The following is a 7,730-nucleotide window of genomic DNA, read 5'->3' as shown; positions in this document are numbered from 1 at the left end:
AGACGAACGATTCGAGCTCGGTGCGTTCCTCGTCTGAAAGATCAACCGTATACTCCTTGTTTACCATATCCTCTCTAACAGATTGTCTCTTAACAATCTATGGTTGACGAAGCACTAGTGTGCCGAGCAGTGGAAGTCGAGCACGGCACACGACTCTGTATCGACTAGCGCCGTCGTTTTCAGCGTGCGTATGTGGCGATCCGAGCGGTGTTGGTAGTGTCTGGATGCCGTTTCGCGGTCGAAGAAGGTGGCATCCAGCGCTCCATGCGAGCCCGGATCGCACTTGCTTGCTGTCGAGCGGAGCAGCGCCCGCCAGACCGACATTGGCGCCCTCTCGAACGACCGGCACAGCGTTGAGGGCGCGGGAAATGCCGTTCGTGCAAGCTGTAACACCGCACGAACACGATCCATCTCGCTCGTCCAGTCCACAATTTCGCGGTAGGTCGCGTCCATGTGAACACGAAGAAAGTGTAGCGTGAGATGCTTCCAGCCGGCACATCCGTTGCCAGTCGGGTCACTCACCGCCGTTGGACTGGCGGCACAGTGTTTTTGTGCGAGCGACGCCGCTTGTTTGACGAAGCGGAAGAGTAGGTTGGACACATTCACTTCTTCCGCTTCGCTTCTTCCTTCAGAGCGACGCTATGGTACCGCCGTCACCGGGTTCAACAGTGCACATTTCGACTGGATTCGTGCCGATGTGACCTCCAACACGAAGGGTTCGAACGAGCTTGTTTCGTCCCTTCAGTTGAAAACGAGTCCAGGATCGTATTGCAGTGCACGTAAAGAGTCGGTACAGCCACTCGTTCGAGTGGATTACTCCGTGATGCGCAATTCGTCGTCAACTTCGTAGAGATACCCGCGGAGCAACAACGTTTCGAGCAGATCGTCGGCAAGGGCAGATTCCATATCATGCATTTGCAGCACGTGTTTCGCTTGTTCGTATGTGAACGACTCATCTGGGTCAAAGCGGGCCCGAAGATAGGTGAGAGCTTCCTCTGCCATCGGCGAGAGTGATGTGGAGTCAGAATCACGGGGAGACATCAGTAACAACTGCAATGTAGACACTCGGTGAGTTAAGAATTTGGCTCAGGAAAGAGCGGCTCGATATGATCACGAGCTATCGTACGAAATGCGGTCGTTGCAGAAGAACTGTCTCGCAAATCCGTGACAACGAGATTCCGAGTGAGTTTGGGAATGGAAATAACCGATAGGATGATCGTGCAGCAGTGTTGAGACCTCGTTATTCGAGGAAATGACAGAAAACGACGAGAATACCGACCGCACTGAACGACTCCGTGACATCTTTCTCGAGGTTTCCGATGAACCGACGGTCACCGAATCCCAAGAGGAGCAGCCCGGCACACTACAACCGAGCGCCACAGTCGATGAGCAACTGCGCGAGATTATCCAAGAGATACAGATAGAGTACGGCTTTCAGACCTCACTAGATCTGGACGACCTCGTTCGGGTCGTTCGACTCTTTCACGAGAACTACTCCGATACAGCGATTGCACGCGAACTCGGTGCTGCCAGTCGTGATCGGACGGTCGCTCGCGCTCGCATCAATCTCCATCTCTTCCGCGAGACTGATTTCGACGCTCCCTTCGACATCGAGCAATTGCGTGACTTGCTCCAAGACGAGATACCGACGGCACAGTGTGCTGAACAACTTGCCGTCAGTCCGAGTACGATGCGGTCGTACGCAACGATTATCGAGGCAGAGCAGGCGGCAACAGCGGCTGATCACGCTTATCAACGTCGCTTCGATGAAGCACTCACTCGATCTGCCCCTGAAGAATCGCTCCAGGTGTCACTCGACGACGGTCTTGCTGATGCAATCGATAGCTCGCCAGATACTGGAAGTTAACTCCGCCGGTCACGCCACTCGAACACTCTTTGAGTACGGCGCTTGATTGTACGCTACTCGTCCTTTAACTCACTCGTTGTCTGCTCTCCGACCCACGAATTTGTTCCTATAACTTGGCACACGATCCGTTTCCGCGCAGTTGGTAGCGATTATAATCGCTGGTGGGGCAGGATTACAGATCAGTCTGTTTGATGGGTATCTTTACAGGGTAGTTTGACGCAGAGCCAATTATGGTGACTGGTGAACTCGACTACGAGGGCCGATCCACGTCTGGTGAGGAGCCGATGTTCACTCGATCTGCGTTCCGGTCACAACTGCGTGAGCTTCCTCCGAGTGCCAAACTCGTCGCCAAAGTGCTTGACATCCACGCACCACTCGATCAAGGCCAACTCGCCAATGAAACCCTATTGCCTGATCGAACGGTTCGGTACGCGGTGACGCAATTGGAGGACGTTGGTCTCGTAACGTCACATGTGAACCTGCGGGACGCTCGAAAGCACGTTTATGAACTCCAGTCCCCCGACTGAAAGCACTCCCAGCTTCACCCCGGTGGGAAGTACACGCTCTGCTCGCCGGCGACCTCTTCCAGTCGATTCCGCTGCCGATGCATGAAATAGTAGTCGTAGCTGCAGTAGCCACAGATAGCTCCCGTATCATACTCGGCAACGAACGGTTCACGCTCGGTCGTCCACACGTTCGTCCCACACTCGGTACAAGCTGTACTCTCAAGATCGCTCGGTGTCGGACCCTGATACTCGAGATCGAGTCCCTCCGCCTGTGGCGGCGACTCGGGCCAGATGCCCTGTGCCTGCCAGAAGTCACGGATACGACTGAGACTATGGCGAACGGTGTTTCGGATCGTCACATGATCGGCGTCGCGACCGCTATCGTCCCAGCCATCGGGCGTCCAGAACTCGCCGAACTGCGCACCCCGATGCAGGCCGTTCCAATCCATCCCGACGATGTCGGCTGATGGGTCGCCCGTCAACGTTGGTTGCGTCAGCTGGTCGATGACCTCCAACTGCTTGGGTGGGCTTCCCCCGAGGATGTGGACACGACGCCCCCGCCAGTCGATTGGATCGGAGAACTCGTGGGCGAGTTTGTCGGCATATCCACGCGAGTAGCCAAGGATGATATCGTCTGGAATCGCGTCGATTGCCGCCCGACACTTGGGAACGATGATAAACTTGGTGTCGGGGAAGCTCGCTTCGAGCTCTCGAATCGTCCGAACGTACGACCGTGCTTCCGCGGCGTCGTAGGCGCCGCCGATGACGCCAACCTCCGGTTCGTACTCGAAGACACGATCGATGTAGCGATCGAGATCTGGATTCCGGAAATCGTTATCGAGCATCCCCACCGGACACTCGAGGTCGATGAATTGCGATTGTTGGTACTTACAGTCCTCGCGAAAGCCAGGAAGGAATCCGATATTCAATGCGTCCAGTGCGAACGGCACGCGATGGAGGAATGCCACGTACTCTGCCTGGCGAGCGTCGGCGTACGTTTTTGTCGTCCTGTCGCTGGTCGTCGTGGAACGGTCGTGAATCGACACAGGAGGTCACCTGCGGGACGAGTGCGCCCCGCAGCTCTACCGGGGGCGACAAAACCTGGGTTAGGGCGTCTTAACCAACACTAGCGATAGCAGATTGTTGGTTAATCGTCGTACAGACAGCGCGTGTTCGCTTCGTCTCCCGCCAGCGTTTGTTGGTCGTCGGCCGTCGCCGCGAACAGTGTCGACTGATCACTCTCGGCTGATTGCTCGACGTCGGGCCGGTCATCGACGCCGAACTGACTCGCCGCTGGTCGATCAAGTCGTGAATCACGGTCGCGATGATCCACCTCTGCGCCGAAGTCTTCGAGTGAGGTTTCAACGCTTGTCGCTGTAATTTCGAGTTGGCCATCTTCTCCAAACGCGGTCTGTCGCTGAATCTCGATATCGGGTCGGTCGCTCATTCCATTCGAGCCTCCACCCATGACGGCGCCGACAAACAGCCAATGACCAGAGATTCAGTCATTTTCTGAGCGAATCACGCTAGCCCGATTTTCGAGCTGACGGAGAATCTGGATGCGCTGTTGATTCGCGTTCTCGTAGGCGACGATAAACAGTGCCATCTGACAAATAATCGTGAAATCTCGTCGTTCAGTCTCAGTCCAACTGCCCGGTAGTCCATCGCAAGATACTTTAAATACTGTGTTGTTAGAGCAAACGTGTTAGGCATGGCAAAACAGAATGGCTCGGACGACCGGACTACGAGGTCGAATGAGGGGGGAGCTATTCAGATTCCAGTTCCGGCACCGAATCCGGAGTTGTTTCGACATAAAGCCACGAACGATATCCTTCGACTGCTCATCGATACCCCATACGAGACGTTCACGATTCGGGAGTTGAGCCGACTCACCGAACACTCGACGTACTCAATCAAGAGTGCCGTCGATGTTCTCGAGGATAACGGCCTCGTGACAGCAGAGTCCGAGGGCAATCGGCGCCCAGTCGGGATTAATCGAACGCGAGTGAGCAAGCCGGATGATCCCATTCTTCGGATTCCGCAGCCAGAGTTTCACGAGCCCATCCGAACGGCACTCGACCGACTCCACACTGAACTGGACAACGTCCGAGGCGTCCTCGTCTTCGGGAGCGTCGCCCGAGGACAAGCGGACAGGCAGAGCGATATCGATCTGTGGGTGTTAGTAGAAGATTCACGCGGCGAGCAGCATCGGGCCAACGAAATCGCAACGGAACTCGGCCAGGAACGGTTCGACGGAGAGCGATACGAGTTCCAAGTGATGGTTGAGTCAATTGAGTCGGCCCACGGCTATGCCGACCGCCTCACAGATATTTTCACGGATGCCATCACGCTCCACGAGAGCGAAGCACTCCGGAATCTCAAGGAGGAAGTGCTGACGAATGCCTGAGGATTCATCGTCAGTTCTCGACGCGCTCGATCGTGCTGAGGATGCATTCGGCGGCTACACGACTGGCGCCCCCGAGTACGAAGAAAACCTCGATCCAGAGGCGAATCAGCCTCCGATTATACAACTCCGGAAGGCGTGCCGTCTTCTCGACGCATGCCGCACTCTCCGTGAACACGATGGCTACCATACGAGCGTCATCGAGATGTCGTTCGCCGCTATCGAGCGGACCTTAGAATTCTATGCCCTTTCTGCATCGACCGACTCGGTTGACGACTTCCAGAACCATGCCCGAGCCTACAATCGAGCCGCGGCACTCGGTGTCTTCTCCGAGGAGACGGCTCGCCGTCTTCAGACGCTCTACACTGATAATCGATCGGCAGCGTATTATCGCGATACGGTTGCAACCGCTGAGCAAGCTGAACTGATGTTCGGTCTTTCCGTGACGATCCATGACCACGTGAAGAACTTCAGTCAGCAGGCGTACGAGTGCTGCTGTAATGGGTGAACGTCCGTAGAGAGCTTGTAAGAATCCCAGTCAGTCCATCCGGTCGGTCGTATCAGTGTCAACGTCGTCGTACATCCGTCCGAGCATGTCGAGTGCCGACTCGAAGGTCGCGTAGTACTCGTTTGCGAACGCCACGGTATCTTGAAGCGGGATGACGGGCCGTCCGTCGACCATCCCGGTCTCGATCTGAGACCGTGGCTCCAGAACGATCTGGATGGTGTTATCGAGGTCGTCAGCGGGCTGGCGCTCTTCTGCAGTCGGGATTCCGAATCGGTCTCGAACTCAACTGAGAATGTACCCGAGTTGTAGGCGGCGTGGTACGCGCGATGTCGCTTGAGCGACCCGGTCGCCTTGAAGTGGAAGAAGGCAGCAGCTGTGTACGGCTTGCTTGCTGTTTCGACTTGCGCTTCGACTGATGCTGGGAGTGCGATGTACGGCGTATCAGAATTCGTAGCAGGCTATTTCAGTAGAACCACAGTTCGGACACTTATCCCTTTCTGGGAAGACACACATCCCACAGTCTCGACACTCGTACAGGGTACTCTCATCGCTTCTCCCTGCTCGACGAAGAAGCTCAAGTAACCCCATACTTGCTAGTACAGACACCGCAAAACGGATTAACGTTTCTTAGAGCTCTACCACCCATATAAGTGGATCAATTGCATGGTGTAGCGGCTTGTAGATTCGTTCCGCGTCTTGTGCAACGGATCACTGGCCAGTGAACGCGGTCAATGTCTCTTCAGTAACCCCGGATCGGGAATGAATCGTAACGAAATCGCTCTCCTTAATCAGGGTTTGCCCTGTTGGCGTAATAGTTCCTTCATCACGGTTGATTCTGACGACCAGCACATCAGAGGGGATGAGGCCCTCTTCGTTCGCTTCTTGGAGCGTTTTCCCGGCGATTGGAGCTTCTTCTCTGACAATAACTTCAATGACATCTGCGTCACCAGCAAGTCCCGCAACACCAGTGACTGGTGAAGCCAACTCTTCATCACGGGGGCCGAATGGGGCGTAGGGGCGGAAATACTCCCGATGAATCAGATCCTCGTCGTCGATTTCAATACCGAGCGATGTGATTCCCTGTGCGATCCGTGTGAGTTCGTCGGTATCCGTTCCCACGACCGTAATCCGCAGATCGCCTTTGCCGGACATGATCTCCCGGACGTTTATTACGCCCGGGACATCGAGGATCCGTTGGGCCATCTCCTCTCGGTCACGAGATCCCGTACTGCAGACGTAATGGTTCGTGAGCCGTCCGCCAACCTTCTGATAATTAATATCGGCATGATATCCTCGGATTATGCCCGCTTCCTCAAGTCGGCGAATTCGATTCCGCACGGTCGGTGCTGAGACATCGACTTTCTCCGCGATATCGGGCGCAGATGTGTGGCGGGCCTCCTGCGACAGATAATACAGGATCCGTTCGTCGACGGTATCGATCTGAAGGGGCATATTTATAGTACGAGATTGATTCCGTATGACCTTTTAAGTTATCATTAGGTGTATGATTGACTTCCGGCTTGGTTTCTGATTCCAGTAAGATTTTGATAGCCAGAATATCCGCTATATCCGCAGTAGAGTTCTTAATACGCGAGACGAACGATTAGAAGATTATCTGGCGTATCGCTATTGAATCGTTCGCAAAGACGGTGGATATTTATCTTATCGTAGTTTAGCTACGTATATGGCTTCACTGTTCACGCTCGCTACAACGTCAAATGGGACGGGTTCACTGACTAGCCCGGAGACCGCAACCGTCCATCGGCTTGCTTCTCTCCTCGTGAATATGTCCGAACCGCATTCATGGCGGTTCTCACCTGGTTCACTACGTGAGCCGGACGAGCGCAATGCTTCTGAAAGATGGTGATATGAGCATGAGTGACCCAAATGATGAACGGGAGGCACCGGATACTATACCTGAGGCGCTGATTCAACGGATTAACTCATTAGAACTTTCTGAGCTGAAAGCCGTTCTATCGTACGTTGAGCGCCGTATTGACGCGTTTCGTACCCCCATCGAAGATGAAATTGAGGCGACCGCAGCTGGGGAGGTTCTCCAGATCGAGAACCACGATGCGTACGCACTCGTGCGTAAGCATCCGCCGGATCAGGATGGTTCCGGCGCTTGCACGGATATCGTCTCACTGTATCACGTCCGTCGGGAACCGCGGCCGGATGGAACAGAATCACTGCACTGGGCGTATCTCGGAGACGTCCATAACTCCGAGCAAATCCGCTGTGATTCCTGCGGAGGCCACCTTGATAAAAATGCGTCTATCTGCCCACATTGTGGCAGTGAGAATGTCCACCAGTCTGAGACGGAGGAGCATTCGTATTCGGTTAAGACGTAAAACCAGCATACAGTGCTGCATTCACCTCCTCAAGAAGCGTCTGGCGTGACGGAGCTGGTTGTCTCGCCTCTCGATACCACGTGTTCGGGAGATT

Annotated in this window: 10 protein-coding genes and 2 pseudogenes; 5 read left to right on the top strand and 7 right to left on the bottom strand. The window is 54.8% G+C overall.

Annotated features, from left to right (window positions below; genetic code table 11):
- Positions 1-114 precede the first annotated feature (114 nt).
- A complete protein-coding gene (locus tag ACR3FF_RS24420) occupies positions 115-453 on the bottom strand; it encodes a hypothetical protein (protein WP_458190726.1) in 339 nt (112 codons plus the stop codon).
- 799 nt (positions 454-1,252) lie between these two features.
- On the opposite strand from ACR3FF_RS24420, the gene ACR3FF_RS24415 reads away from it, so the two are divergent.
- Both ACR3FF_RS24415 and ACR3FF_RS24410 read left to right on the top strand, forming a co-directional pair.
- The gene (locus ACR3FF_RS24415) at positions 1,253-1,867 is read left to right on the top strand and encodes a response regulator receiver protein (RefSeq protein ID WP_458190725.1); all 615 of its coding nucleotides are present in this window, start codon (positions 1,253-1,255) and stop codon (positions 1,865-1,867) included.
- A 284-nt stretch (positions 1,868-2,151) separates the two neighbouring features.
- On the top strand, positions 2,152-2,394 hold the full coding sequence (locus ACR3FF_RS24410; protein ID WP_458190728.1) for a MarR family transcriptional regulator: 243 nt from the start codon (positions 2,152-2,154) through the stop codon (positions 2,392-2,394).
- A gap of 14 nt (positions 2,395-2,408) precedes the next feature.
- Here the strand turns inward: ACR3FF_RS24410 and ACR3FF_RS24405 are convergent, their stop codons facing one another.
- The 3 genes from ACR3FF_RS24405 to ACR3FF_RS27475 form a co-directional block, all read right to left on the bottom strand.
- Complete coding sequence (locus ACR3FF_RS24405; RefSeq protein WP_458190727.1) at positions 2,409-3,413, bottom strand: DUF6610 family protein; 1,005 nt, start codon at positions 3,411-3,413, stop codon at positions 2,409-2,411.
- A 107-nt stretch (positions 3,414-3,520) separates the two neighbouring features.
- A complete protein-coding gene (locus ACR3FF_RS24400; protein ID WP_458190724.1) occupies positions 3,521-3,820 on the bottom strand; it encodes a hypothetical protein in 300 nt (99 codons plus the stop codon).
- A gap of 54 nt (positions 3,821-3,874) precedes the next feature.
- Entirely contained in the window at positions 3,875-3,979 is a 105-nt protein-coding gene (locus ACR3FF_RS27475) for a DUF8129 domain-containing protein (protein WP_472850168.1), read from the bottom strand.
- A gap of 105 nt (positions 3,980-4,084) precedes the next feature.
- Between ACR3FF_RS27475 and ACR3FF_RS24395 the strand changes: the two genes are divergently transcribed.
- Together ACR3FF_RS24395 and ACR3FF_RS24390 are read left to right on the top strand one after the other, a co-directional pair.
- A complete protein-coding gene (locus ACR3FF_RS24395) occupies positions 4,085-4,780 on the top strand; it encodes a nucleotidyltransferase domain-containing protein (RefSeq protein WP_458190723.1) in 696 nt (231 codons plus the stop codon).
- Positions 4,773-5,285 carry a DUF8154 family protein gene (locus tag ACR3FF_RS24390; protein WP_458190722.1) on the top strand — a complete coding sequence of 171 codons (513 nt, stop codon included), beginning with the start codon at positions 4,773-4,775 and terminating at the stop codon, positions 5,283-5,285. Before ACR3FF_RS24395 ends, ACR3FF_RS24390 begins: the two co-directional genes overlap by 8 nt.
- A gap of 30 nt (positions 5,286-5,315) precedes the next feature.
- Here the strand turns inward: ACR3FF_RS24390 and ACR3FF_RS24385 are convergent.
- From ACR3FF_RS24385 to ACR3FF_RS24375, 3 genes and pseudogenes are all read right to left on the bottom strand, one after another.
- Positions 5,316-5,561: pseudogene (locus ACR3FF_RS24385) on the bottom strand (RNA polymerase subunit sigma-70); the annotation flags it as partial.
- Positions 5,546-5,734, bottom strand: a pseudogene (locus ACR3FF_RS24380) (DUF8025 family protein); the annotation flags it as partial. The pseudogenes ACR3FF_RS24385 and ACR3FF_RS24380, both read right to left, overlap by 16 nt.
- Before the next feature lie 259 nt (positions 5,735-5,993).
- Entirely contained in the window at positions 5,994-6,737 is a 744-nt protein-coding gene (locus ACR3FF_RS24375) for an Lrp/AsnC family transcriptional regulator (RefSeq protein WP_458190721.1), read from the bottom strand.
- Positions 6,738-7,132: 395 nt separating this feature from the next.
- On the opposite strand from ACR3FF_RS24375, the gene ACR3FF_RS24370 reads away from it, so the two are divergent.
- The gene (locus ACR3FF_RS24370; RefSeq protein ID WP_458190720.1) at positions 7,133-7,636 is read left to right on the top strand and encodes a zinc ribbon domain-containing protein; all 504 of its coding nucleotides are present in this window, start codon (positions 7,133-7,135) and stop codon (positions 7,634-7,636) included.
- The last annotated feature ends 94 nt before the right edge of the window (positions 7,637-7,730 follow it).

The organism is Haladaptatus ordinarius, assembly GCF_054177595.1.
Note: the sequence above shows the minus strand (reverse complement) of the source record. Positions and strands in the feature narration are given on the sequence as shown.

Bases quoted from the DNA above. Each gene is read 5' to 3' on its own strand.
- ACR3FF_RS24370 (WP_458190720.1), top strand. From the start codon at position 7,133: ATGCTTCTGAAAGATGGTGATATGAGCATGAGTGACCCAAATGATGAA.
- ACR3FF_RS24420 (WP_458190726.1), bottom strand. From the start codon at position 453: ATGGACGCGACCTACCGCGAAATTGTGGACTGGACGAGCGAGATGGAT.
- ACR3FF_RS27475 (WP_472850168.1), bottom strand. From the start codon at position 3,979: ATGGCACTGTTTATCGTCGCCTACGAGAACGCGAATCAACAGCGCATC.
- ACR3FF_RS24395 (WP_458190723.1), top strand. From the start codon at position 4,085: ATGGCAAAACAGAATGGCTCGGACGACCGGACTACGAGGTCGAATGAG.
- ACR3FF_RS24400 (WP_458190724.1), bottom strand. From the start codon at position 3,820: ATGAGCGACCGACCCGATATCGAGATTCAGCGACAGACCGCGTTTGGA.
- ACR3FF_RS24390 (WP_458190722.1), top strand. From the start codon at position 4,773: ATGCCTGAGGATTCATCGTCAGTTCTCGACGCGCTCGATCGTGCTGAG.
- ACR3FF_RS24415 (WP_458190725.1), top strand. From the start codon at position 1,253: ATGACAGAAAACGACGAGAATACCGACCGCACTGAACGACTCCGTGAC.
- ACR3FF_RS24375 (WP_458190721.1), bottom strand. From the start codon at position 6,737: ATGCCCCTTCAGATCGATACCGTCGACGAACGGATCCTGTATTATCTG.
- ACR3FF_RS24410 (WP_458190728.1), top strand. From the start codon at position 2,152: ATGTTCACTCGATCTGCGTTCCGGTCACAACTGCGTGAGCTTCCTCCG.